At 64.3% G+C, this 23,508-nt stretch carries 22 protein-coding genes and 1 tRNA gene; 15 read left to right on the top strand and 8 right to left on the bottom strand.

All coding sequences use genetic code 11. The features are described 5' to 3' along the window. The first annotated feature begins 35 nt into the window (after positions 1-35). Entirely contained in the window at positions 36-251 is a 216-nt protein-coding gene (locus tag U1R88_RS07960; protein WP_322430766.1) for a hypothetical protein, read from the top strand. A 170-nt stretch (positions 252-421) separates the two neighbouring features. On the opposite strand, the gene gndA is transcribed toward U1R88_RS07960, so the two are convergent. Beyond that, positions 422-1,846 (bottom strand): NADP-dependent phosphogluconate dehydrogenase, encoded by a 1,425-nt coding sequence (gndA, locus tag U1R88_RS07955; RefSeq protein WP_322430765.1) that lies wholly within the window; start codon positions 1,844-1,846, stop codon positions 422-424. 254 nt (positions 1,847-2,100) lie between these two features. On the opposite strand from gndA, the gene U1R88_RS07950 reads away from it, so the two are divergent. Then, positions 2,101-3,426 (top strand): hypothetical protein, encoded by a 1,326-nt coding sequence (locus U1R88_RS07950; protein WP_322430764.1) that lies wholly within the window; start codon positions 2,101-2,103, stop codon positions 3,424-3,426. On the opposite strand, the gene U1R88_RS07945 is transcribed toward U1R88_RS07950, so the two are convergent. Continuing rightward, positions 3,383-4,816 carry a C69 family dipeptidase gene (locus tag U1R88_RS07945; protein ID WP_322430763.1) on the bottom strand — a complete coding sequence of 478 codons (1,434 nt, stop codon included), beginning with the start codon at positions 4,814-4,816 and terminating at the stop codon, positions 3,383-3,385. The two genes, U1R88_RS07950 and U1R88_RS07945, sit on opposite strands and share 44 nt — an antisense overlap. A gap of 216 nt (positions 4,817-5,032) precedes the next feature. On the opposite strand from U1R88_RS07945, the gene U1R88_RS07940 reads away from it, so the two are divergent. Together U1R88_RS07940 and U1R88_RS07935 are read left to right on the top strand one after the other, a co-directional pair. After that, positions 5,033-5,281: a hypothetical protein gene (locus U1R88_RS07940; protein WP_322430762.1), complete on the top strand. Its 249-nt coding sequence runs from the start codon at positions 5,033-5,035 to the stop codon at positions 5,279-5,281. 229 nt (positions 5,282-5,510) lie between these two features. Beyond that, a complete protein-coding gene (locus U1R88_RS07935) occupies positions 5,511-5,726 on the top strand; it encodes a hypothetical protein (RefSeq protein WP_322430761.1) in 216 nt (71 codons plus the stop codon). A 250-nt stretch (positions 5,727-5,976) separates the two neighbouring features. On the opposite strand, the gene U1R88_RS07930 is transcribed toward U1R88_RS07935, so the two are convergent. Continuing rightward, positions 5,977-6,051, bottom strand: a tRNA-Thr gene (locus U1R88_RS07930). 100 nt (positions 6,052-6,151) lie between these two features. On the opposite strand from U1R88_RS07930, the gene U1R88_RS07925 reads away from it, so the two are divergent. From U1R88_RS07925 to U1R88_RS07915, 3 genes are all read left to right on the top strand, one after another. After that, complete coding sequence (locus tag U1R88_RS07925; protein ID WP_425545396.1) at positions 6,152-6,325, top strand: hypothetical protein; 174 nt, start codon at positions 6,152-6,154, stop codon at positions 6,323-6,325. Between the two features lie 159 nt (positions 6,326-6,484). Beyond that, positions 6,485-7,780 carry a UDP-N-acetylglucosamine 1-carboxyvinyltransferase gene (gene murA / locus U1R88_RS07920; RefSeq protein ID WP_322430759.1) on the top strand — a complete coding sequence of 432 codons (1,296 nt, stop codon included), beginning with the start codon at positions 6,485-6,487 and terminating at the stop codon, positions 7,778-7,780. A 95-nt stretch (positions 7,781-7,875) separates the two neighbouring features. After that, positions 7,876-8,523 (top strand): glutathione S-transferase family protein, encoded by a 648-nt coding sequence (locus U1R88_RS07915; protein WP_322430758.1) that lies wholly within the window; start codon positions 7,876-7,878, stop codon positions 8,521-8,523. 25 nt (positions 8,524-8,548) lie between these two features. Here U1R88_RS07915 and U1R88_RS07910 read toward each other — a convergent pair whose 3' ends face one another. Further along, positions 8,549-9,451, bottom strand: a complete 903-nt coding sequence (locus U1R88_RS07910; RefSeq protein ID WP_322430757.1) for a LysR substrate-binding domain-containing protein — start codon at positions 9,449-9,451, stop codon at positions 8,549-8,551. Between the two features lie 92 nt (positions 9,452-9,543). On the opposite strand from U1R88_RS07910, the gene U1R88_RS07905 reads away from it, so the two are divergent. Next, a complete protein-coding gene (locus U1R88_RS07905; protein ID WP_322430756.1) occupies positions 9,544-10,047 on the top strand; it encodes a DinB family protein in 504 nt (167 codons plus the stop codon). A 280-nt stretch (positions 10,048-10,327) separates the two neighbouring features. On the opposite strand, the gene U1R88_RS07900 is transcribed toward U1R88_RS07905, so the two are convergent. The 4 genes from U1R88_RS07900 to hemA all read right to left on the bottom strand — a co-directional run bounded on the left by U1R88_RS07900 (position 10,328) and on the right by hemA (position 14,232). Further along, a complete protein-coding gene (locus tag U1R88_RS07900; RefSeq protein WP_322430755.1) occupies positions 10,328-10,672 on the bottom strand; it encodes an MmcQ/YjbR family DNA-binding protein in 345 nt (114 codons plus the stop codon). A 35-nt stretch (positions 10,673-10,707) separates the two neighbouring features. Further along, positions 10,708-11,553: an alpha/beta fold hydrolase gene (locus tag U1R88_RS07895; RefSeq protein WP_322430754.1), complete on the bottom strand. Its 846-nt coding sequence runs from the start codon at positions 11,551-11,553 to the stop codon at positions 10,708-10,710. Between the two features lie 86 nt (positions 11,554-11,639). Next, a complete protein-coding gene (locus tag U1R88_RS07890) occupies positions 11,640-12,674 on the bottom strand; it encodes a glycoside hydrolase family 25 protein (protein WP_322430753.1) in 1,035 nt (344 codons plus the stop codon). 331 nt (positions 12,675-13,005) lie between these two features. Then, the gene (gene hemA, locus U1R88_RS07885; protein ID WP_322431354.1) at positions 13,006-14,232 is read right to left on the bottom strand and encodes a 5-aminolevulinate synthase; all 1,227 of its coding nucleotides are present in this window, start codon (positions 14,230-14,232) and stop codon (positions 13,006-13,008) included. 481 nt (positions 14,233-14,713) lie between these two features. Here hemA and U1R88_RS07880 point away from each other — a divergent pair, with 481 nt between their 5' ends. The 7 genes from U1R88_RS07880 to U1R88_RS07850 all read left to right on the top strand — a co-directional run bounded on the left by U1R88_RS07880 (position 14,714) and on the right by U1R88_RS07850 (position 23,480). Then, positions 14,714-15,592, top strand: coding sequence for a DMT family transporter (locus tag U1R88_RS07880; RefSeq protein WP_322430752.1), 879 nt, complete (start codon positions 14,714-14,716; stop codon positions 15,590-15,592). Positions 15,593-15,800: 208 nt separating this feature from the next. Beyond that, the gene (gene groES, locus U1R88_RS07875; RefSeq protein WP_068286711.1) at positions 15,801-16,088 is read left to right on the top strand and encodes a co-chaperone GroES; all 288 of its coding nucleotides are present in this window, start codon (positions 15,801-15,803) and stop codon (positions 16,086-16,088) included. Positions 16,089-16,129: 41 nt separating this feature from the next. Further along, positions 16,130-17,770: a chaperonin GroEL gene (gene groL / locus U1R88_RS07870; protein WP_322430751.1), complete on the top strand. Its 1,641-nt coding sequence runs from the start codon at positions 16,130-16,132 to the stop codon at positions 17,768-17,770. Positions 17,771-17,999: 229 nt separating this feature from the next. Further along, entirely contained in the window at positions 18,000-19,844 is a 1,845-nt protein-coding gene (locus tag U1R88_RS07865; RefSeq protein ID WP_322430750.1) for a monovalent cation:proton antiporter-2 (CPA2) family protein, read from the top strand. Between the two features lie 256 nt (positions 19,845-20,100). Next, a complete protein-coding gene (locus tag U1R88_RS07860; protein ID WP_322430749.1) occupies positions 20,101-21,300 on the top strand; it encodes an amidohydrolase family protein in 1,200 nt (399 codons plus the stop codon). Positions 21,301-21,572: 272 nt separating this feature from the next. After that, entirely contained in the window at positions 21,573-22,520 is a 948-nt protein-coding gene (choX, locus tag U1R88_RS07855) for a choline ABC transporter substrate-binding protein (RefSeq protein ID WP_322430748.1), read from the top strand. 117 nt (positions 22,521-22,637) lie between these two features. Beyond that, the gene (locus U1R88_RS07850) at positions 22,638-23,480 is read left to right on the top strand and encodes an FAD binding domain-containing protein (protein ID WP_322430747.1); all 843 of its coding nucleotides are present in this window, start codon (positions 22,638-22,640) and stop codon (positions 23,478-23,480) included. The last annotated feature ends 28 nt before the right edge of the window (positions 23,481-23,508 follow it).

The raw sequence follows: 23,508 nt of genomic DNA, 5'->3' as shown, positions 1-23,508 counted from the left end.
GATTTATTGCGGCAGCATCGGGAGCTGCGCAGGCCATGCCTGCCTCCCCACAGATGACGAAGGGCTCGCTGGTCGTCAACGAAATTGCCTTCCGCTGCGGTCCGGGCATGGAGCGCAACCGCTTCGGGCGCTGCGAAATCCGCCGCGCGGACCGCTTCCAGCGTCCCGGCCCGGCCTATCGCCGCCCGGCCTGCCCTCGCGGCACACATCCCGCCCCGTCCGGCCGGCGCTGCGTTCCCAATCGTTTCTGAAAAAAGGCGTCGGCTATCCGACACCCGCATTGCAAGGGGGCATGGCGAACCATGCCCCCTTTTTCATGAACATCTTCCAGAAGAGCCGAGCGGCTTCTCGACCAGAAAACGCACCAACACGAAGCATTCGAGAGAAAGTGCGACGTATGGAAATCGCACTTTGCCCCGGCTTACTCGGCGCCGGTGTGCCAGGGGCCGTGATGGGCGCCGGGCTGGTCGATGCGCTCGAAGCCATGGGCCCCGAAGATGTCGCGCTGGGCCTGTACCAGATCCACGGTAGCCCGGCTGGCGCGCAGCTGCTGCAGATAATTGAGAGCCGAGGTCAGCGCGGGAACCGGATGGCCATTGGCGACGGCAAGGCCGAGGATCCTGCGGGCAGCCGGCAGGCTCGCCTTGAGCTCGCCCGCGAAATCCGGATCGAGGATCAGCGATTCCGGTGCCGGCGTCGCCGAGTAGGCGCGCGACATGCTGTCGAGCATGCGCGAACGGATGATGCAGCCGGCGCGCCAGATCTTGGCGATCTCGGCGAGCGGCAGGTTCCAGCCGAACTGCTTGGAACCGGCAGCCAGGACATCGAAGCCCTGGGCATAGGCCAGGATCTTGCCGGTGAGCAGGGTCTTCTCGATCTCGGCAATAACCTCAGGCGTCGCCGTGCCGATGGCCGCCCGCTCGGCATCGCCGAGGGCGCCTTTCACGGCCTGGCGCAGGCTGCGCATGCCGGACAGGCCGCGCGCCTCGACCGCCGCGGCAATGGCGCTCGCCGGCACGCCGAGATCGAGCGCCTCGATGGCCGACCAGCGGCCGGTACCCTTCTGGCCAGCGCTGTCCAGAATGACGTCGACCAGCGGCTTGCCGGTGGCGGGATCGGCGGTGCGCAGGGCCTGCACGGTGATCTCGGTGAGATAGGAGGCGAGCGGGCCCTTGGTCCAGCCCTCGAACACGTCGGCAATGGCCGATGGCGTCATGCCGAGGCCCGATCGCATCAGGCCATAGGCTTCGGCGATCATCTGCATGTCGGCATATTCGATGCCGTTGTGCAGCGTCTTGACGAAATGGCCGGCGCCGGCCGGGCCCATATAGGCGCAGCAGGATTCGCCCTGATAACGCGCGGCGATCGCCGTCAGCACGGGCTGGACACGCTCCCAGGCCTTCTGGCTTCCGCCGACCATGATCGATGGGCCGTGGCGGGCGCCTTCTTCGCCGCCGGAGACGCCGACGCCGAGGAACTCGAAGCCTTCCGCCGACAGGGCCTGGTCATGGGCGACGCTGTCGCGGTAATTGGCATTGCCGGCATCGATGATGATGTCGCCCTTGGCCAGATGCGGCTTGAGCTGGGCGATGGTCTCGTCGACGGCGGCGCCCGCCTTCACCATCAGCAGCAGCGCACGCGGCGGCTTGAGGGCCGCGACCAGTTCCTCGATCGAGCGGCAGGCGATCATGTTGCCGGCGAGATCGCCGGCTTCGACCAGGGCCTCGTCGGTACGGGCCGAGGAGCGGTTGTAGACGGCGACCTTGAAACCCTTCTCGGCAATGTTCATGGCGAGGTTGCGCCCCATGACTGCCATGCCGATGACTGCGATATCTGCCTGTGCCACTTTCGGCTTCTCCCTGTTTGCCCGGGAGTCCCGAGCACATCGATCCTTTCCTTGCGCTATGCCGCCTTTGGCTCCGGATGTACAGGCCTCCCGTTCTCAGGAAGCGCCCAATATTTGGGCAATTGTGTCATAAGGCCCTTCCAGCAAATCGGCAGGCCGCCTGCCTGTTCGCGAGGCATCTGGAACGAATTGACAAGATGCAGCATTTGCCGCCAGTTCCGGCGCGTTGCTACCGGAACTCGGGGGTTCTCTGCTTGGATCCGACCGCCAAACCCCTCGCGCGGGCGCTCACGGCCCTTGCCGTGATCGTCGTGCTGGCCTGTCTCTCGCTGGGGCTGGCCGATGGCCTGCGCCGGCCCGAGGCCATCAAGGATGCCGTCAGGCAGGCCTTTGCCAGCCAGACCTTCGGCGATCACGAGGCGTTCGAGCGCATCGGCCGGCATCGGCTCAGCCATTTCAGCGAATGCATCGGCCTCTCGACGGCGATCGCGCCAGGCGCGGCCAATCCGATCACCTTCACGCTGCAGTCCCCGGCCCTGCTGTGGCAGCCGCCGAAATCAATCTGCGACAGCCTGCGCGACCAACTCGCCGGTACCGAGCAGCCGCATTATCCCTATTCGCGCTACTGGCACGGCTACCGCCTCATTACCGAACCGTTCCTGTCGTTCTTTTCCTATCACAGCCTGCAGCTCTGGGGCGGCGCCTTCCTCTTCCTGTGCGCCTTTCTGGTGCTGGCACCGTTCTTGCCTCCCGTCCTCCGGGGCACGGCGAGCCCGGCGCGGATCGCCACGCTCGTCGCCGTGACGGCCCTGGGCCTGGTGATGACGGACCTGCCGATATCAGGCCTGACGCCGACCCATATGATTTCCCTCTCGGTCCTCCTGCTGTGCTGGGCGGTGGCCTTGCGCAAGCGGGGGCCGATGGAACTGCTTGGCTTCGCGCCCTGGGCCTTCGCCATGGGCGCGATCTACAATTTCTTCGATTTTCTCTACAATCCCGACCTGCTGGCCTATGTGCTCGGCTGGACCTTCCTGCTGCGCGCCGTGCTGGCGGAGCAGCGCCCGCTCGGGGCCAGCCTGATGCAGGCGATCCTCTTGCAGGCCATTGTCATCGCCGGCTATTTCGCCATGTGGGCGACGAAATGGGGCCTGGTGGTCCTCGCCGGCCGGATCTTCGGGGAACAGACCTCGGTGCCGAGCCAGGATTTCGCCCGCTGGTTCGGCGGCGGCGACGGGATCTACCGGCCCCTGCGGGCCCTCTACGAAATGCTCCTGGAAAGCGCGGCCATGCCTCTGGGCTGGTGGCCGATCGCGGCCTGCCTCCTGGCATGGCTCGTGCTGTTCTCGCTGGCGCTGCGGCGCGGCCGGGCGGCCGGCGCGCTCGCCGTTCTGGCGCTGACGCTCCTGCCGATGCTGGCGGTGGAGCTCAAGGCCAACCACACCATCCAGCATGCCTCTTTCACCTTCCGCCTCATCCCCTTCGCCCTGGTGCTGAGCATTGCGGGGATGGCGGCGATGCTGGCGCGCAACGGCCCTGTCACCAGATCTGCGCCGGGGCTCGCGGAGTGGGCTCGGCCCTGAAGCCGAAGAGATAGCGCGTCCGGATTTCCAGGGCTTGCGCCAGCTGCTCCATGACATCGAGGGCGCGCCGCAACTCCGTGCCGGTGAAATAAGTAAGGAGATGTGCGGCGAGGTCCGGCTCGCCGGCTTCGAGCAGCACCGCAGCGCTACGCGCGATTCGCGCCTGCTCCCCGATGAGCGTCGCCTCGATCGCCCGCCACAGTGCCAGGGCTTCGGGCAGGAAGGTTTCGTCGTGCTGGAAGAGCAGGTTGAGCAGGCGCTTGCCGGCCAGGCCTGCCGAGCGAGTCGATTCGATACCCTGCGGTACAGCCGACAGCGTCTGTGGACGCCCGTTCTCGGCATGGCGGCTATCGAGAAAGCGTGAGGCTTCGCCGTCGCTGAGATAGCGGTGTTGCCGATATTCCTCCGGCACGCTCTCGATGCCCAGGAACACGGGCACGAACGGCGCCGCCACTGCGCCGACCTGCGTATGCCATATGAGCCGCAAGGCGTCGGGAACCACGCCCAGCAGCGGCACCACCTGGCCATAGCCGGCGGTGTCGCCGGTCAGCCTTTCCGTGCGCACGGCCCAGAAGATATCCGCAAGGCTGATCTTCTCCGGCCGAGCCGCCCTCGCCGCCATTTCCGCTTCGATCCATTGCACGCCGGCCCAGCGGCCCCTGCCGTCGCCATAGACGGCATTGGCATCGAAAGGCGTGCCGGGCCGATGCCAGCCCTGTTCCTGCGCGAAGGAGACGAAGTGCGCCGGATAGAGGAAATCCCTCCGTGCCGGATCCTCGACCGGTACCAGCCCGACATAGCCGGGCCGGGAGGCGCGAATGGCGTGCGGCCCGAGCCGCTCCGCCACCCACAGGCCGCGGCCGCCTGAGAACTCGATCACCACCCAGGCTTCCTCGGCATCGGCGATCAGATGCGAATTGCCGCCGTAATCGGCATAGCCATGCCGGGCAATCAGGTCGGCGATGATCTCGACGCCTTCGCGGGCCGTGCGCGCCCGCTCCAGCACGAGACGGGCAAGGTCGCTGTAATTGGGGCCGGTCTGATCCGGCGGCGTCATCGCCACCAGTTCGGCGCGCGAGGATGACCAGATGTCGCGCACCGCGACGCCATGCTCGTTGAGCCCGCCATTGGTGAGCGGGGCCGGCACGCCCTTGTAGTAGCTGTAGCTGACGCGCAGGTGCCGCGCCGTTTCGGAAACCTGCGGAATTGCGCCCATCCGTCCGGGCAGATCGGCCTGCGGCGTCACGCCGACCGGGATGCGCGCATCGGCCTCATGCCGGCAGCGAGGCAAGAGCTCGAGCCAGTGGCTCGAAGGCTCGTCGCCATAGCCGGCGAGATAGGCGATGCCGTCCGCCGTATGGTTCCGCCCGATATAAAGTCCGTAGCTCACCGCACGTCTCCGTTGTGGCACTCAATGCCCATGCCGGGCATCGACAAGGTAGGCCGCTATCCCGCCGCCAGCGGCGCGGCATCGTGCCGCGCAGCCTGTGCGCTTCGTCACGGTCGAATAACGAGACATGCGTTAACGTTTGTGCAACCTAATCATCCCTAGCGTAAGGCTACCGGGCGGCGGGGCGCTGCAGGTGAACTGGAGTTCAACCAGGGAATGACAGATATTTCGCAAAACGCTCAGATTTCCAGCGACTGGTTCAGTTATTTTTTTAATTCGACCATGCTCAGCATGATCGTCCTCGACCTTATTGTAGCTCTCGTAATTCTAATTGCACATCGCTGGTTCGTCTTGAACGAGCGAAAGATTAACGCAACGTCAACCACGACAACAACTTCAATGGCGCCGGAAAAGATTGAAACGCGCCTGCCTGGCATCGCCATACGTCCAGCGGCACTCGCCTGAACGGAAACAATCGGGCTGCCCTCTCCTTCGGGCCAGCCCTTCCGCCTCGCCGCCATCGCACCTGGAATCACAGACTTTCCTTGATGCGGCCTCATCGCGGCCCCGGACCAGTCGTACCCCCTTCAGCCTAATTCTTTCGGCGCAGGCCAACGCCTAATTGCTGACTTGGCCGCGTGACGCCTCGCTTTATCATGGCGTTACCCGTTTTCTTTTCAACCAATCGATTGCAATGACTACCGAACAAGCCAATCTTCTTCGCGCCTGCTATCTCTCCGGCCAGATGAGCGAAGCCCAGTGGCAGGAGCATGTCCGCAACGGCGACGTGACTGAAGAAGCCCCCTCTCTCGCGGCCGGCGCCAGGAGCCTGCCGGACATGCTGGCAGAACTGGAAGCGATCTACGACCTGCGCCCGCCGGCCAAGAAGCTGGTCCGCCCGGAGATTTGAGGAAGGATCGGCACTCGCCGAGCCATGGGGGACAGTGCTTATGCGGGCCGGATATCCGGCCCGTTTCATTTTGTCCGCCTTTCCCCCGCCGAAGGTGTTTTCCACGAATCCACTTGCCTGAAGAAGGGCCCCCCGGAGCGTAGCGCTGCCTTTCCGATTTCGGCGAACCTCATCAAGGTGTGACGGCCCGAAAGCACGCGCAGACCGCCGAAGCGGCAGCGCGAACAACCAAACATTTCGGAAATTGGGATGGTGCTGCAAGAGAGGATTGAACTCTCGACCTCTCCCTTACCAAGGGAGTGCTCTACCACTGAGCTACTGCAGCTTCTGCCGAGGGACTTGCCCGGCGCGGCGCTCTAGTGCCACAAGGGAGGCTCCGGCGCAAGCCGGTTGCTGCATAAAGTCGTCATTTGATGAAAACACCCGTGAAAACCGAAGCCGAAAAACGCGCCGAGCGCCTGGCCAAGGCCCTGCGCGCCAATCTCGGCCGGCGCAAGAGCCAGTCGCGCGGGCGTGACGCCGGGCGTGATGCATTATCGGACGAAGGCCGGGAAACCGCCGATGCCGATGCGAAAATGCCACAGGACGACAGCGAATAGGCCCCGCCGCGATTCTGCCCCGGCTTCGCCCTTGTCCGGCCTTTGCGCTTCGTTTACTCAAACCGGTTAACCTTATCTCTTACGCTGCTCGACTGCTTGCCTCCCGGCCGCCACTGCGCCGATTACAGGCGAGGCCGAAGCCATTCCGAAGGATCGACCATGGATCGAATCAAGATCACCGGCGGCACGCCGCTCCACGGCGTCATTCCGATTTCCGGCGCCAAGAACGCTGCCCTGCCGCTGATGATCGCGAGCCTGCTCTCCGAAGACGTGCTCACCCTCACCAATGTGCCGCGCCTGGCCGACGTCGCCTTGCTTGCCCGCATCCTCGGCAATCACGGCCTCGACGTCACCATTGCCGGCAAGCGCCCGGGCGAACTGGAGCTGACCGGCCAGACCGTGCGCCTCGATGCGCGCTCCATCGTCGACACCACCGCGCCCTACGAACTGGTCTCGCGCATGCGCGCCAGCTTCTGGGTGCTCGGCCCGCTGCTCGCCCGCATGGGCCATGCCCGCGTCTCCCTGCCCGGCGGTTGCGCCATCGGCACGCGCCCGGTCGACTTCCTCTTGATGGCGATGGAGCGGCTCGGCGCCAAGATCGAGATCGAGAACGGCTATGCCGTCGCCGAGGCGAAGAACGGCCTGAAGGGCGCCGAGATTGATTTCCCGAAGGTCACCGTCGGCGGCACCCATGTCGCGCTGATGGCGGCGACGCTCGCCGAAGGCACCACTGTCATCCACAATGCGGCGCGTGAACCCGAGATCGTCGATGTCGCCGACTGCCTGATCAAGATGGGCGCCAAAATCAAGGGCGCCGGCACCTCCACCATCGAAATCACCGGCGTCTCCCGCCTGCAGGGCGCGCATCACCGCGTGATCTCCGACCGCATCGAGGCCGGCACCTATGCCATGTGCGTAGCGATGGCCGGCGGCGACGTCATGCTGGAAGGCGCCCAGCCCGAGCTGTTCGAGAACGCGCTCGACGTGCTGCGTGAGGCCGGCGCCGAGATCGCCGCCACCAATGAGGGCATCCGCGTGCGCCGCAACGGCCACGGCATCGATCCGGTCGCCGTGACCACCGAGCCCTTCCCGGGCTTCCCGACCGACCTGCAGGCCCAGCTGATGGGCCTGATGACCAAGGCCAAGGGCAAGTCGCGCATCACCGAGACGATCTTCGAGAACCGTTTCATGCATGTGCAGGAGCTGGCCCGCCTCGGCGCCCATATCCATCTCGACGGCCAGACGGCGATCGTCGAGGGGGTCTCGACCCTCAAGGGTGCCCCGGTGATGGCGACGGATCTGCGCGCCTCGGTGTCGCTGGTGATCGCCGGCCTCGCCGCCCAGGGCGACACCGTCGTCAATCGCATCTACCACCTCGACCGCGGTTTCGAGAACCTGGAACGCAAGCTCGCCGCCTGCGGCGCCCAGATCGAGCGCATCTCCGGCGAGGGCTGAGGCTGTTCCGCCTCGCAGCGGACCCAGCCTTGCAATCTTTTGATGGGGCGCGACCATGCCGGTTCGCGCCCCTTTGGCATCAGGGACCGCCGGGCATGCTGAAGATCTGGGGACGCCGCAATTCCTTCAACGTCCAGAAGGTGATGTGGCTGGTCGGCGAACTCGGCATCGCCCATGAGCACATTCCGGCCGGTGGCAGTTTCGGCGGCCTGGATCGGCCCGAATTCCTGGCGCTGAATCCGCATGGCCGGGTGCCGCTGATCGAGGATGCGGGCAATGCAGTGTGGGAATCGCACACGATCCTGCGCTATCTCGCCGCCCGCTTCGGGCGCGCGCATTTCTGGCCGGACGATGCCGGCGAGCGCTCGCAATTCGAACGCTGGATGGACTGGTCGCAGACCACGCTGCAACCCGCCTTCCTTTCCGAGGTGTTCTGGGGCTTCTACCGTACGCCGGAAGCACAACGGGACTGGTCACGCATCCATCGCGGCATCGAACGCTGCAATGCCCATTTCCTGCTGCTCGACCGCTGGCTGGAAGGCAGGCTCCACATGCTGGGCACCGATCTCAGCCTGGCGGACATCGCTGCCGGCACCACTCTCTATCGCTATTTCAATCTCGATATTCCGCGACCGGACATCCCGAACGTGCAGGCCTGGTACGGGCGGCTCAGCGAGCGTGATTCCTATCGGGACCATGTCATGATCCCGTTCGACGATCTCAAAGGCCGCCTCGCTTATTGAAAAGCCGTAATCCCCCCGAGCTTGGCTAGCGCGTTTTGCCAAGGTGCTCGTTCAGATAGGCTCTGAACTCGACCGCAAAGCGCTCCGCCACTTCGAGACGCGCTTGATTCGCCGAGCGGACCATCTGGAAGCCCGCATCGATGTAGAGGCTGAAAGGCCGAAAAACGATGTCCTGCCCAGCGAATTCGCTCGCCGAGGCCGGATCGACGAGCGCGATGCCGGCCCCTTCGGCCACCAGGGTCAGGGCCGAGTAGGAGAGCCGGGCTTCGAGCGCGGCGAGCCGCGGCACGCCCGCCAGCGCCTGTTCCACCCGCATGGAAAACAGCGTGCCGGGATCCAGGTTGATGACGCGCTCGCCGGCAAGGTCGCCGGGTTCGATCATCGTCTTGGCGTCCAGCCGGTGGCCCGCCGGGATGGCCACGATCGCAGCCGCCGGATGAGCCTCGATGAGGAAGCCGCCCCGCTCGAGCGGCTCGTCCGCATAGCCGATATCGGCCTGGCCAGCCGCCACCGCTTCGATCACCATGGCGGAAGGGAGCGTATTCAAGGAGGCACTCAGTCCGGGCTTGTCGCGCAGGAAGCGCGCGAGAAAACGCGGCAGCAGGCCATTGCCCAAGGCCGGCATCGCGGCGATCCGCAACGTGCCGGCCGATTGCCGCCCGATTTCCCCGGCGAGCGCGGCGATCCGATCCAGGCCGACAAAGGCTCGCTCCACCTCCCGCATCAGATCGATGGCGGCACGTGTCGGCCGGATCTGGTTGCCTCTGCGCTCGAACAGATCGAGGCCGGTGGCGCGCTCCAGATCGGCGACGAGCCGGCTGACCGCCGGCTGCGTCACCGCCATCAGCTCCGCCGCTAAGGTCATCCGGCCGGTCTGCATGACGGCCCTGAAGGCTTCCACCTGCCTGAGATTGATCGAAGGCTTCATAACATCTGCTTATTCTTGAGGGTCAAATTTGAATTTGTACGAATGCGCGAGCAATGCAAGTCTGGTGTGATCGGGCAAGATGGAGAAAGCGCATGGGCGCGCAGTCCCTTCTGACATCTCTGTATCGCTACAAGGCCTGGGCAGACGGCCTGCTGCTCGATGCTCTGATCGAAGTCGATCGGGCCGGGCCGCCTGCCGATTTCGGTGCGGCGCTCCGCCTTTTCAATCATGCCCATATCGTCGATCGCATCTTCCTGGCCCATCTGCAGGGGCACAGCCATGGCTATGACGACAACGAGCCCATCGACCCGCCGCCCTTGACGGGCCCGGCCACGGATGTTCGGCAGACGGACCAGGCCTATCTCGACTATGTCGCAGGCCTGTCGACGGGAGGATTGCAGGAACCCCTTCGCTTCAGGTTCACGGACGGGCAGCCGGGACGGATGTCGCGCGAGGAAATGCTGGCGCATGTCATCACGCATGGCGGTTATCATCGCGGCGAGATCGGCCGCCTGCTGCCCCAGGTCGCAAAAGCGGCTTCGGTGGATGTCTTCGCCGGCTACCTGCATCGCTCGGAGCCGGAACGCCGGGCATAGCGGGACGCATCGATTGCTGACAGGCTGCGGTCAGCAGACAGATCCTATACTATGTCGAACAACGGTGATCGGAGTTCGACGATGTCCAGCACCGAATATCAGGATGATCCCTGGGGCCGCCATTGGTGCCAAGCCCCGAGACGTAACGGCTTCTTGATCGAGACCGACAAAGGGCCGAAACCGGGCATGCTTCATCTGTTCCTGCAATGCCTGGAGGCGATCGTGAGGGGGACGCCGCCGTCGCCTCCCGACCGTCGTAGCCGATCGCCTTAGGCGCCGCTCACGCCTTCTTGCGGTTACGCGGCGCCGGCCGTGATGCATTCCAGGCGTGAGCCCTGCCGATCATGCCCAGCACGTGGTCGGCATGCGGCGTCGCTTCGCGTACCAGCACGGCCGGCCAGCCGACATAGTGGGCGCTCTGCCAATAGGTTTCGGGATCGAGTGCCAGCAGCATCTCGATACTGTCCTTGTCGATCTGGAGGCAAAAGGAATCCGCCTCGTGCCCCGGGGTGAGAAAGGCCCGGCCGTTCACCTTGACGGCCGGCTTGCCATAACTCGTCGACATCTCGGCGCCAGGAAGTGACAAGGCATGAGCGACCGCCTCATTCCAGTCGATCGGCATCATCCGTCCTCCGCCAACCTCCGAACAGCCCTCTTGCCTCACTTCCCGTCGAGGAACCCCAGGAGCGCCGCATTGAACAGGGCCGGATCCTGCAGGAAGGCGAAATGACTGGCATTGGGCAGGATCAAAAGGCCGGCGCCGGGAATGGTGGCGGCGATATGTTCGGTATGCTCGCGCTTGATCGCCTCGTCGCGGTCGCCATCGACCACCAGCACCGGTGTCTTGATCGCCTTGAGTTGCACGTCGGTCCAGCTCGGCTGGGTCGCCCACATCTGGCCGATCTGCCCGACAAAGGCCTTATACTCCTTCGGGGTCGGCGACAGCTTGGCATATTCTCTGCCGGCTCGTTCGATATAGGCGGCGAACGTCGGATTCTTGTCGACGCCGTCCTTGACGCCTGACGTCACGGTGTTGGCCGCAAAGGCGAAGACCTTGTTGACACGGTCGGGATGGCGGATGGCCAGATCGATACCGAGAATGGCACCGTCGCTCCAGCCGACGATATCGGCTTGTCTGATCTTGAGCTTGTCGAGCAGGGCAACGACGTCGTCGGCCATCAAATCATAGCCATAGGGCTTGGCGTCCCGGCTCGAGCGGCCATGGCCGCGGCTGTCGACGAGGATCACTTTGTGGCGCCGAGCCAAGGCCTTGGCCTGCAGGCCCCAATAGTCCGAGTTGCCCAGGCCGCCATGCAGCAGCACGACCGGCGCTCCCTTGCCGAGGGTTGCGTAATAAAGCTTGATGCCGTTGATGTCGGCGTAGCCGCCTTTGGCGACGGGTGCCGGCGTCGGCGGCAGCGTCTCCCAGCGCTCGGCCGCCAGGACCGCGCCGAGCGAGGCGAAAACCAGGAAGCAGGCGGAAAAGGCGGCAAGGATGATGCGCATTGGAAGATCCATCGACTCGAAATCCGATCGAGCCGACGATCAATCATTTAGGCGGCGACGTCAAAGTCCATTAAAATTGTAAGCTATTACCGCGATGCATACCGATCCTGGCCTGCGCCACCTCCGTCCGCATTCGTCCCGAGCCAGCGATACCAGGCCTCGGCGCTGCCATTGAAGACGTTGAGGTCGATTTTCTCGCCGACGCCCTGCGAAAGGCCCGAGCCGGAATATTGCCAGAACACCCACTTTCTGCCCTCGAAAACCTGAGAAGGATGGCGGGCGACGGAGCGCAGCCAGAACGGGTAATCGAGAAAAGCCCCTTCCAGATTGTCGTGGTAGAAGCCGGGCGCCGTGTAGATGATGGGCCGTTGGCCGTAATGTCTTTCGACAATGGTCAGGAAGGCCTGCATGTTATCGCGGATGTTGCTGGGCGAAGGTCGCCGCTTGCAGGCCGAATCCGCGTTCCATTCGACATCGAGCACCGGCGGCAGCGCTCCGGGGATGCGCGGCACGTTGCGGATGAACCAGCGTGCCTGCTCGGCGCCGCTGCGGCACCAATAGAAGAAATGATAGGCGCCGCGACGCAGGCCCGCCTCATGCGCGCCGCGCCAATTGCGCTTGAACATGGGATCGAGATGGTCGCCACCGTCGGTGGCCTTGATGAAGACGAAGTTGGCGCCCTGCTGGCGCAAGGTCTGCCAGTCGATGTCGCCCTGCCAGCGCGAGACGTCGACACCATGGACCGCGAAGGCCCGCGGCGAAGCCCTGCCGAAATTGATCGGCTTGGCATCGCGGAAGCGGCGGCCATAGATGCGTTCGCGCGGCCCCGACCTGACCATCGGCGCCGCCATGACCGCCGCCACCGGCTCGGCGGGTAATGCGACAGGCCGCAGCGGCGGCTTGGAGATCGGCGGCGGCACCATGGCCACCGTATCCGGCGGCACGCCCTCGGGCAGGGGCTGCTGGATCGGTTCCGGCTCCGGCGGTGCCGGAATGGAGGAAGCGACCGAGCCCGTGGTCTCCGGCGGCCGGATGGGCCGGTCAGGATCGCCGCTGATGGCACTGCAGCTCGCGAGGGCGAGGCAGGCGACGAGAATGGCTGGCAGACCCAGTACGCGCATGGATACTCACGTCAACAAACGCCGGAACGATCGGCCCCAGTCCCCCCGGAAGCCGTAACGAAACGTTTGTGCGTAAATCGCCAACAAAGATTGAATCAAAAGGCGCAGCCGTTGATTTCGGGCCACAAGGCGCGCCATTCCCGGAATATGGTAACTTTTGCGCTAGCAATCATGGTTACCGCCACGGCCTGTTTTCGGCCCCGTCCCACCATGGCTTCCTGGGATGGCAGGTATCTCTGCCTGCTTTTGGAAACGCGGTACCTTCAGGAATGGAAGAGCAGGCAAGGATGCCTGCGATCCCAGGAAGAGTCGATCTCAATGCCCTTTGTTATTATTCCGCAGCGGCCCGCAGCCGGAAGGGCAGGTCGAGCTTGCGCCACACCGCCACCAGGGCCTTCGTCAGCTCGGCGATCAAGGCCTCGTCATGGAAAGGCGTCGGCGTGATGCGCAGGCGCTCAGTGCCGCGCGGCACGGTGGGATAGTTGATCGGCTGGATGTAGATGCCGTGCTCGGCGAGCAGCAGGTCGCTGGCCGCCTTGCAGCGTTCGGCGTCGCCCACGGTCACCGGCACGATATGGGTTTGCGAGATCGTCACAGGCAAACCGGCATCCGCCAGCGCCGCCTTGGTTCGGGCTGCATTGGCCTGCTGGGCCGTGCGCTCGCTCTGCGAGGTCTTGAGGTGACGGACCGAAGCCTGCGCCGCTGCCGCCACCGCCGGCGGCAGCGCCGAGGTAAAGATGAAGCCCGGCGCGTGCGAGCGCACGGCGTCGACGATGGGCGTATCCGCGGCGATATAGCCGCCGAGCGTACCGAAAGCCTTGGCGAGCGTGCCCTCGATCACGTCGACGCGTCCCATCTCGCCGTCACGCTCGGCGATGCCGCCGCCGCGCGCGCCATACATGCCGACGGCATGGACTTCGTCGAGATAGGTCATGGCATTGTAGCGCTCGGCCAGATCGCAAATCCGTCCGATCGGTGCGATGTCGCCATCCATGGAATAGACGCTCTCGAAGGCGATCAGCTTGGGACGCTCCTTGCCGGCCTTGCGCAGGAGATCCTCGAGATGTTCGAGATCGTTGTGGCGGAAGATCGCCTTCTCGCGGCCGGACTGGCGCACGCCTTCGATCATCGAATTGTGGTTGAGCTGGTCGGACAGGATCAGGCCGTCGGGCAGCAGCCGGCCGATGGTGGAGATGCCGGTCTGGTTGGACACATAGCCGGAGGTGAAGACCAGCGCTGCCGGCTTGCCGTGAAGATCGGCGAGCTCGTTCTCCAGCGTCACCACCTGATGGCTGTTGCCCGAGATGTTGCGGGTGCCACCGGCGCCGACGCCGAGCTGCTGGGCGGCTTCCACCATCGCCGCGATCGAGGCGGGATGCTGGCCCATGCCGAGATAATCGTTCGAGCACCACACCACGATCTCGCGCGGGCCATCGGGCGCATGCCACAGGGCATGGGGAAAACGCCCCGCGATCCGTTCGATGTCGGCGAAGACACGATAGCGCTTCTCGCGCCGGAGAGCGTCGACGGCCGTTTCGAAAATCGCAGTATAGTTCATCATCTCAACCCAAACTCGCCTTCGGCCGGCCTTGGCCGGCGACGGTCAATATCCGGCGTTGCCGGCCCCAAGAGGCCGTCGCTCGCTTCGAATGCTTCCAATCTGGCTCAGTCATAACCCGGATTTCTGGCCGATGCACCATGATGGACAGTAAAGACGGCGATTGGTCGCGGGTCCCTGCGCTTTCGCACGCAACGCAACCTCACGACGCAAAATTAAGACAAAGGTGCCGGGCCGTCTTCCTCCGATTGCTGGAAAGTGCTTCCGGCAGGAGTGAGAACGGGTCGAGGACAAAGAAATATTTTCGGCGCCCGATGGACGATTCACCCCCATCCTTATTAATGAAAGGAAACAAGATTTCCTGATGCACAGCGGTTACCCCCGTGTTCCTCCCCACTATAGAGACCCGTGAAGTCCGCGAAAGGGATGGCGTTGTCGCCAAGCCCGGCTTCCCGGCAAAACTCCAAGGGCCGGTGCGGCCATGAGGAACGAGGCTTCGCTGCGCCCCATCCTGATGTCGGGGCTGGGGGTCACCTTCCTGGCCTTTCTCGACACCGGCATGAAGGTGATCTCCACCACCTATCCCCTCATGCAGGCCATCACCATGCGCTACGGCGCCGGCGCCGTGATCGCGCTGGTGATCTATCTTCTCTTCGCCAAGGGCTGGCCAAGTCCCGCCGCCTTCAAGCGCAATGCCCTGCGTGCCATGGTGGTGCTGGCGACGGCGGCCTGCTTCTTCACGGCGATTTCGCGGTTGCCTCTGGTCGAGGCGATCACCCTCACCTTCCTCGCCCCGCTGCTGATGGCGGTGCTGGGACGCATCATCCTGAAGGAGGCGATCGCCGTGCGGGCCCTGGTCGCCATCCTGGTCGGCTTTGCCGGCGTGCTGGTGATCGCGCGCGGCCAGGAAGCCAGCGGGGCCCACGCCTTCGACGTGATCGGCCTGATGGCGGCGCTCGGCTGCGCCTTCTTCTATGCCCTGTCCATGGTGCTGATGCGCCAGCAATCGAGCCAGGATTCGACGTTGACCATCGTGCTGCTCTCCAACTGCTTCGCGTTCCTGTTCGTGCTGCCGGCCGGTGCGTGGCAATGGCAGCCGGTCAAGCTCGAGCATTGGCTGATCACCGCCACGGTCGGCCTGTTCGGCACTTTCGGGCATCTGTGCCTGGCCTGGGCCTATGCGCGCGGCCATGCGGCACGTCTGGGCATCATGGAATACACGGCCTTCGTCTGGGCGATGATCTTCGGCTACTATATCTTCGCCGAAGTACCGACAAACTGGACGCTCGCAGGCGCTACGCTGATCATGGCAGCCTGCCTCTTCGCCACTTTCACCGCTCCGCGGGCTCGGCCGGCCTGAGATCGGGCCGGGATTCGCCCCCGGCCCCATTCACCAAATTCACTTTGGTCGAAATTGTTTGCAGGGGCGCTCCTTGACAGTCCGCGGGGGGCTGACTAAATCCGGGTCAGTCGTTAGCACTCACCTCTGCTGAGTGCTAACGGTCTATCATAAAATCCCTTCGATGTGGACCAAGGGGCCAAGCCCCTCGCACAAGAGGAAGACAACCATGAAGTTCCGTCCGCTCCACGACCGCGTGGTCGTACAGCGCGTCGATGCCGAAGAAAAGTCCAAGGGCGGCATCATCATTCCCGACACCGCCAAGGAAAAGCCCCAGGAGGGCAAGGTCGTCGCCGTTGGCCCCGGTGGCCGCGATGACTCCGGCAAACTCACTCCCCTCGATGTCAAGGCTGGCGATCGCGTCCTGTTCGGCAAGTGGTCCGGCACCGAGATCAAGCTCGATGGTGAGGATTACCTCATCATGAAGGAATCCGACATCATGGGTATCGTTGCCTAAGCGGCAGCTACCACTTTCCCATTCATTCTGAGGACACCCACATGGCTGCCAAGGAAGTCAAATTCTCTACCGACGCGCGCGACAAGATGCTGCGCGGCGTCGACATTCTCGCCAATGCCGTCAAGGTCACGCTCGGCCCGAAGGGCCGCAACGTCGTGATCGAAAAGTCGTTCGGCGCGCCCCGCATCACCAAGGACGGCGTCACCGTCGCCAAGGAAATCGAACTTGCCGACAAGTTCGAGAACATGGGCGCCCAGATGGTGCGCGAGGTCGCTTCCAAGACCAACGACACCGCTGGCGACGGCACCACCACCGCCACGGTTCTCGCCCAGGCCATCGTCCGCGAAGGCGCCAAGGCGGTTGCCGCCGGCATGAACCCGATGGACCTCAAGCGCGGTATCGACCTGGCTGTCCAGGCTGCCGTCAAGGATATCGCCGACCGTTCCAAGAAGGTCGCGAACTCCTCCGAGATCGCCCAGGTCGGCACCATCTCGGCCAATGGCGACGCCTTCATCGGCGGCGAAATCGCCAAGGCCATGCAGAAGGTCGGCAATGAAGGCGTGATCACGGTCGAAGAGGCCAAGAGCCTCGACACCGAAGTCGACATCGTCGAAGGCATGCAGTTCGACCGCGGCTACCTGTCGCCCTACTTCATCACCAATGCCGAGAAGATGATCGCGGACCTCGAGGATCCCTATATCCTCATCCACGAGAAGAAGCTCTCCGGCCTCCAGGCCATGCTGCCGGTGCTCGAAGCCGTCGTGCAGACCGGCAAGCCCCTGCTCATCGTCGCTGAAGACGTCGAAGGCGAAGCTCTCGCCACGCTCGTCGTCAACAAGCTGCGTGGTGGCCTGAAGATCGCTGCCGTCAAGGCTCCGGGCTTCGGCGATCGCCGCAAGGCCATGCTGGAAGACATCGCCATCCTCACGGGCGGCCAGGTGATCTCCGACGACCTCGGCATCAAGCTCGAGACCGTGACCCTCCAGATGCTCGGCCGCGCCAAGAAGGTGTCGATCGAGAAGGAGAAGACCACGATCGTCGACGGCGCCGGCAAGAAGAAGGACATCGAAGGCCGCGTCTCCCAGATCAAGGCTCAGATCGAAGAGACCACCTCCGACTACGACCGCGAGAAGCTCCAGGAGCGTCTGGCCAAGCTCGCCGGCGGCGTTGCCGTCATCCGCGTCGGTGGTTCCACCGAAGTGGAAGTCAAGGAGAAGAAGGATCGCGTTGATGACGCTCTGAACGCCACCCGCGCGGCCGTTCAGGAAGGCATCGTCCCCGGCGGCGGTACGGCTCTGCTCCGCGCCAAGGCTGCGGTCGCCAAGCTCACCTCCGACAACTCGGACATCCGCGCCGGCATCAAGATCGTCGAGAAGGCTCTCGAAGCCCCGATCCGGCAGATCTGCGAGAACTCGGGCGTCGAAGGCTCGATCGTCGTCGGCAAGATCCTCGAGAACAAGTCGAAGACCTTCGGTTTCGACGCGCAGAACGAGGAATATGTCGACCTGCTCGAGAAGGGCATCGTCGATCCGGCCAAGGTCGTGCGCACCGCGCTGCAGGACGCCGCTTCGGTGGCTTCGCTCCTGATCACCACGGAAGCGATGATCGGCGAAGCGCCGAAGGACAAGGCCGCTGCGGCTCCGGCAATGCCGGGCGGTGGCATGGGCGGCATGGACTTCTAAGAAGTCCAGCCAACCGGCTGATTATGAGAGGGCGGTGCCGCAAGGCGCCGCCTTTTTTCTTTGCCTAAGCAAGCCGATCGAGAGCCGCTCTTGAACCGGCATGCGGGGAGATTAAGTCTGGGAGATATTCTGTTTTTTTCCTGCCGTCCCTGCACACCTCCAATTCCTTTCCGGACACTGGTTGTCCCTAAAGAATTGACCTCGCCGCTCTCCAATTGCATGAAGGCTCATGGAACATTCCAACGCCAGTTTTCTCCCCAGCCTTCTGCTCTTCCTGGGTGCCGCCGTCATCGCGGTTCCCATCTTCAAGCGCATCGGCTTCGGCGCCATTCTCGGCTATCTGATCGCCGGGCTCGCCATCGGCCCATCGGGTTTCGCGCTGTTCACCGACACCGTCACCATCCAGCATATCGGCGAGATCGGCATCGTCCTCCTGCTTTTCGTGATCGGGCTTGAGCTGCAGCTCTCGCGCCTGCTCGCCATGCGCAAGGACATTTTCGGCCTCGGCGGCCTGCAGCTCGTGGTCTGCGCCTTGGTGATCGGCGGCATCGCCCATGCACTCGGCCTGTCGGTGATGGGGGCAGCACTCACCGGAATTGCCCTCGCCCTCTCCGCCACCGCCATTGCCCTGCAGGTCCTGGGCGAGCGCGGCGAATTGCAGGCGCCCTATGGCCAGCGCAGTTTCGCGGTCCTGCTGTTCCAGGACATGTCGGTGGTGCCGATCCTGGCCTTGATCCCGCTTTTCGCCGTCGAAGCCGCCCATGCGGCCAGTGACGGCGGCGGCTGGACCCGCACCGGCATCATGATCGGCTCGATCGCCGTGGTGGTGCTGGCGGGGCGTTATCTGCTCAACCCGCTGTTCCGCATCCTCGCTACCACCGACGCCCGCGAGGTGATGACGGCCGCTGCCCTGCTCCTGGTGCTCGGCACCGCCCTCCTGATGCAATGGGCCGGCATGTCGATGGCCCTCGGCGCCTTCCTCGCCGGCGTGCTGCTGGCCGAATCGAATTTCCGCCACGAACTCGAGGCCGACATCGAGCCCTTCCGCGGGCTGCTGCTCGGCCTGTTCTTCATGAGCGTGGGCATGGATATCAACGGTGCGCTGGTGCTGCAGCACTGGCTGGCCCTGATCATCGCGGCCCTTGGCCTGATCCTGGTCAAATCCGTCTCGGTCGCCGCCGTCTTCCGCCTCACCGGCTCCACCAAGCTCGACGCCATCCGCTCCGGCATCCTGCTTTCGCCGGCCGGCGAATTTGCCTTCGTCCTGATCCCGCTCGGGCTGTCCTATGGCTTCCTCCAGGGTGAGCAGGCCGGCTTCGTCAAGGCGTTGGCGGCCTTCACCATGCTGTTCGGCCCGCTGATCGCGGCCGGCTCCGAGCGCCTGCTCACCCGCTTCGCGCCGGCGGAGCTGACCCGGGAAGAGGATTTTTCCGACGCCCATGGCAAGGCCCTGGTCATCGGCTTCGGCCGCTTCGGCCAGGTCGTCTCGCAGGTCCTGCGTACCGCCGACATCGAGACGACCATTATCGACAAGGATGTCGAGATGATCGACGTCGCCGCCCGCTTCGGCGCCAAGGTCTATTTCGGCGATGGCGGCCGGCTGGACGTGCTGCGTGCGGCCGGCGCCGGCGAGGCCCGCGTGATCTGCGTGGCGATCGACGACCGTGCCACGGCGGTGAAGATCGTCGAGATGGTCAAGGCCGAGTTTCCGCTCACCGAGGTCTATTCCCGCGCCTATGACCGCCAGCACGTGCTGGCCCTGCTGAGCGCCGGCGTCGACTTCCATATGCGCGAGACCTATGAGAGCGCCCTCGCCTTCGGGCGATCGACCCTGGAAGCCCTCGGCGTCGACAATCTCGAGGCCGAGGAGATCATCGAGGACGTGCGCGACCGGGATGCAAGGCGCATCGTGGCGCAGCAGCAGGGCGGCATCTATGCCGGCATGGACCTGGTCAATTCCAAGCGCCTGATGAAGCCCGAGCCGCTGGAGCGTCCGGACACCGTCGGTGTCACCCTGAACAAGGAAGCCATCGACGCGGCCGAGGAGGCGAAGGAAGAGGAAGAGACCGGCTGAGGGGTGCTGCTCCTTCACCTGGAGATCGTGCAGGACATGGCCCTACAGCCGCATCCAGCGAGATTGGGAGTGTCAGCCTCCGGCTGATATCTTGAGAGCCAAACGCTTGCGGTCCGCCAAGATGTGGAATGTCAGCCGGAGGCTGACACTCCGCGCATCCTACACTCCCTCATGCAAACGCAACTGCCGTTCGAAGCTTGAGCTCTCCCGAATTGTTTGTAGACTAACGATCTCAAACCATCGGGAGGAGCGCATCATGGCGCATGAGGAAGCTAGGAACGGCGGGGCCAATGACAAGCTCGTCATTCGCAATATCGGCCTGCTCTTGAGCGGCGACATCGCCAATCCCATCCTCGATGCCGACACGATCGTGGCGGTCGGCGGCCGCATCGCCGCCATCGGCAGGGAAAAGGATCTCGATCTTTCCGGTGCCACCAGCGTGATCGACGCCTCCGGCACAGCCGTCACGCCGGGCCTGATCGACAGCCATGTCCATCCCGTCGCCGGCGACTGGACGCCCCGACAGAACCAGCTCGGCTGGATCGAATCGAACCTCCATGGCGGCGTCACCACCATGATCTCGGCCGGCGAAGTGCACACGCCCGGCCGGCCGCGCGACGTCACCGGCCTCAAGGCCATGGCGATCTACGCCCAGCGTACCTTCTCCGCCTTCCGGCCCAGCGGCGTGAAAATCCATGCCGGCGCACCGGTGATCGAACCCGACATGGTGGAGGACGACTTCAGAGAACTCGCCGCCGCCGGCGTCAAGCTGCTCGGCGAGGTCGGTCTCGGCGGCGTCAAGGACGGCTCCACGGCGCGCAAGATGGTGAGCTGGGCCCGCAAATACGGCATCCAATCGACCATCCATACCGGCGGCCCCTCGATCCCCGGCTCAGGCCTGATCGACAAGGACGTCGTGCTGGAAGCCGATACCGACGTCGTCGGCCATATCAATGGCGGGCATACCGCCCTGCCCCTCGACCAGATCCGCTGCATCTGCGAGGGCTGCGGCCGCGGCCTCGAACTGGTGCACAACGGCAATGAACGGGCCGCGCTTTACACGCTGCGCACCGCGCGCGAGATGAACCAGCTCGAACGCGTCATCCTCGGCACGGATGCTCCGGCCGGATCGGGCGTGCAGCCGCTCGGCATCCTGCGCATGGTCTCGATGCTGTCCTCGCTCGGCGACGTGCCGGCGGAGATCGCCCTGTGCTTTGCCACCGGCAACACCGCCCGCATGCGCTCGCTCGACTGCGGATTGATCGAAGTCGGCCGTGCCGCCGATTTCGTGCTGATGGACAAGGCCCAGCATTCGGCAGGCAAGAACCTGCTCGAGAGCATCGAGTTCGGAGACCTGCCCGGCATCGGCATGACGGTGATCGATGGGGTGGTGCGCACCCAGCGCAGCCGCAACACGCCGCCTGCAACCAAGATGCCGGTGATCGTCGGGCCCTGAGGGTCCGCGTCGCGCGCCGGCGGAAGACCGCGGATCATGTCACTGCCATGGCAGCGCCAGCGACATGGTCCGCCTCAGCGTAACAGCGGCGCTTCCGCGGCAACAAGGGTGCCTCCAGTCACATAGGCGGTACGCAGGTACTGTGCTTGGCTGAGGGCCCGCGCGCCCTCGATGCCTGTATCCCCTTGCATCCCTGTTCCGGGGTCCCAGCGTGCCGTGTCGCGCAGCGGGTCAAGACAGGAGAGAGCCTTATCGGCTCCAGGAGGGGTAAAATGAAGCATGTCGGCACGATATTCGCCATGGTCGCGCTGTTGGTGGGCGCGTCAGGAGCTGCCCACGCGGCCGATCCCGAAACCTGCAGGGCGGTGCGGTTCTCCGATGTCGGCTGGACCGACATCACCTCGACAACCGCCATCGCCTCGCTCATCCTCAAGGGACTGGGCTATAGGCCCGAGACGACCGTACTCTCCATCCCCGTCACCTATGCCTCGATGAAGGCAAGGGATATCGACGTCTATCTCGGCGACTGGCAGCCGAGCATGGAAAACGATCGCAAGCCCTATCTGGAAGACAAGTCGATCGCGGCGATCGGCGCTAACCTGCCGGCGGGTGCGAAATACACCCTGGCCGTGCCCGAATACACCTATGACAAGGGCCTGCACGACTTCGCCGACATCGCCCGCTTCCGGGACAGCCTGCAGGGCAAGATCTATGGCATCGAACCCGGCAACAACGGCAATCGCCTCGTGCAAGGCCTGATCGATGCCGACAAGAACGGCTTGAAAGGTTTCCAGGTCGTCGAATCCTCCGAGCAGGGCATGCTGGCCCAGTTGCAAGGAGCCGTCGCACGCCAGGACGACATGGTTTTCCTGGCCTGGGCGCCGCATCCCATGAACGTCAACTTCAAGATCCGCTATCTTACGGGCGGTGATGACACATTCGGGCCGGATTACGGCAAGGCCGTCGTCAACACCAATGTGCGGGCCGGCTGGGCCGAACAATGCCCGAATGCCGCCCGCTTCATCGCCAACCTGAAGTTCACGGTCGAACTCGAGAACCAGATGATGCAGATGATCACCGGCGACGGCCTGGATGGCCCGGCGGCGGCGGAAAAATACCTCAAGGGCAATCCCGGCGTGCTGGAAACCTGGCTCACGGGTGTCACCACCTTCGACGGGCAAGCCGGATTGCCGGCTATCCGGAGAAGCCTCGGTTTGTAAGGCCAGAGATCGACGGGCGGGCGCGCGGCACCTGCCCCCTTCAACCTTCACTTGACAGACTCCGGGACCTCGATAATTTATTAGTACACTAACAATTTCTCACTGCGCGAGGTGGGGATGTATCTGCGCCCCAGAACGGTGGACGAAGCCTGCGAGGCCCTCGCAGCCGAACCTATGCGCATTCTCGCCGGCGGCACCGACATCTTCCCCGCCCTGGGAGACCGGCCCCTCGCCGGAGCCGTGCTCGACTTGTCCGCCATTGAAGGGCTGTCGGGCATCGCATTCGGTGTCGACATCATCCGCATCGGCGCCCGTACGACCTGGTCGGCCATCGCCAGGGCTGCGTTGCCGCCGGCTTTGCATGCCCTGCAGCAGGCCGCCCGCGAAGTGGGCGCCATCCAGATCCAGAACACGGGAACCATAGCCGGCAACCTGTGCAATGCCTCACCCGCGGCCGATGGCGTGCCGCCTCTGCTCGCACTCGATGCGCGCGTGGAATTGCGCTCGGCAAAGGGCACGCGCGAGCTCGCCCTGGCCGATTTCATCACGGGCTATCGCAGAACTGCCCGGCGCCCCGACGAATTGGTGAGCGCGATCCTGGTACCGCGCAGCATCGAGGCTGGCCGTTCGGCTTTCCTGAAGCTCGGGGCCCGCAAATATCTGGTCATCTCGATTGCAATGGTGGCCGTCATCATTGCTTGCGACGATGATGGTATCATCCGCCAAGCGCGCATCGCCGTCGGCGCCTGTTCGGAAGTCGCCCGGCGCCTCACGGTCCTGGAGACGGCTCTTGTCGGCGCCAAGGCGAACCCTGGCCTCGGGGCGATGATCCAGCCTGAACATCTTGCCGGTCTTGCGCCGATCGACGATGTCAGGGCCAGCGCTGCGTATCGGCACGACGCCGTGAGGACCTTGATCGCCCGTGCGCTCGACGCGGCCTTGCAACAAAGCGTTTTGTGATTCGGCGGTCTTACCTAGAATCGCAAAG

Source organism: Labrys sedimenti (genome assembly GCF_034424805.1).
GTDB classification, from domain to species: Bacteria; Pseudomonadota; Alphaproteobacteria; order Rhizobiales; family Labraceae; genus Labrys; species Labrys sedimenti.
Note: the sequence above shows the minus strand (reverse complement) of the source record. Positions and strands in the feature narration are given on the sequence as shown.